The sequence below is a fragment of the Mesorhizobium sp. M7A.F.Ca.CA.002.05.1.1 genome (genome assembly GCF_003998335.1).
GTDB lineage: Bacteria > Pseudomonadota > Alphaproteobacteria > Rhizobiales > Rhizobiaceae > Mesorhizobium.
The window spans coordinates 1-685 of the sequence record NZ_RZQI01001519.1 but is presented as its reverse complement, the minus strand read 5'-3'; the positions used below and the strand labels follow the sequence as shown (position 1 = coordinate 685).

At 64.7% G+C, this 685-nt stretch carries 1 protein-coding gene; it reads left to right on the top strand.

Annotated features, from left to right (window positions below; all coding sequences use genetic code 11):
• Positions 1-24: 24 nt before the first annotated feature.
• Positions 25-624: a winged helix DNA-binding protein gene (locus EN939_RS36785; protein ID WP_245457021.1), complete on the top strand. Its 600-nt coding sequence runs from the start codon at positions 25-27 to the stop codon at positions 622-624.
• Positions 625-685 lie beyond the last annotated feature (61 nt).

Genomic DNA, 685 nt, shown 5'->3' with positions numbered 1-685 from the left:
GCGCATGCTGCCGGGCGGGGAGACATGATGAACGACCGGCGCAAACCATTGGAAACACAAGCCAAGCTGCTGGATCGCGGCTGGCATCTGGCGCGGACGCCGCTCGAAATCGACGTCGCCGAAATCGAATATGCGCTGATGCGCTCCTACGAGGCGTTCGGCCACTGGCAGGCGGAATGCCTGGCGACGGTGATCGAGTTTTCCGCCAGCGGGCCGGAAAATGCGCTGCTTCACATCATCAGGATGAACGACCGGCCAAAGAGCGTCCGCGACCTGGCGCAGATGACCAACAGAGACGACATCCCCAACATCCAGTACAGCCTGCGCAAATTGCTCAAGGGCGGCCTGGTCAAGCGAACCGGCAGCGGCAGGGCCGGCGTCACCTACGAGGTCACGCCGCTTGGGTTTCGAGTCACCGAACGCTATGCCGACATCCGGTCCGTCCTGCTCATCGAAGCGGTGACACGCGTCCCGGAGATGGCGGCCAAGCTCGAGGAAGCGGCGCGCACACTGGAGCTGATGACCGGCATCTACGAACAGGCGGCCCGCGCCGCGGCCACTCATCGCCGCCGGCACCCAAGGCCGGAACCCGGTGGCGAAGAGAACGAAACCGACGCCGGCTGAGGCGCGAAAGCACTTACGCCGCCTGCCTTTGCAGCTTCGTGCCGGTCTGGCTTTGTGCCCT

Bases quoted from the DNA above. Each gene is read 5' to 3' on its own strand.
- EN939_RS36785 (WP_245457021.1), top strand. From the start codon at position 25: ATGATGAACGACCGGCGCAAACCATTGGAAACACAAGCCAAGCTGCTG.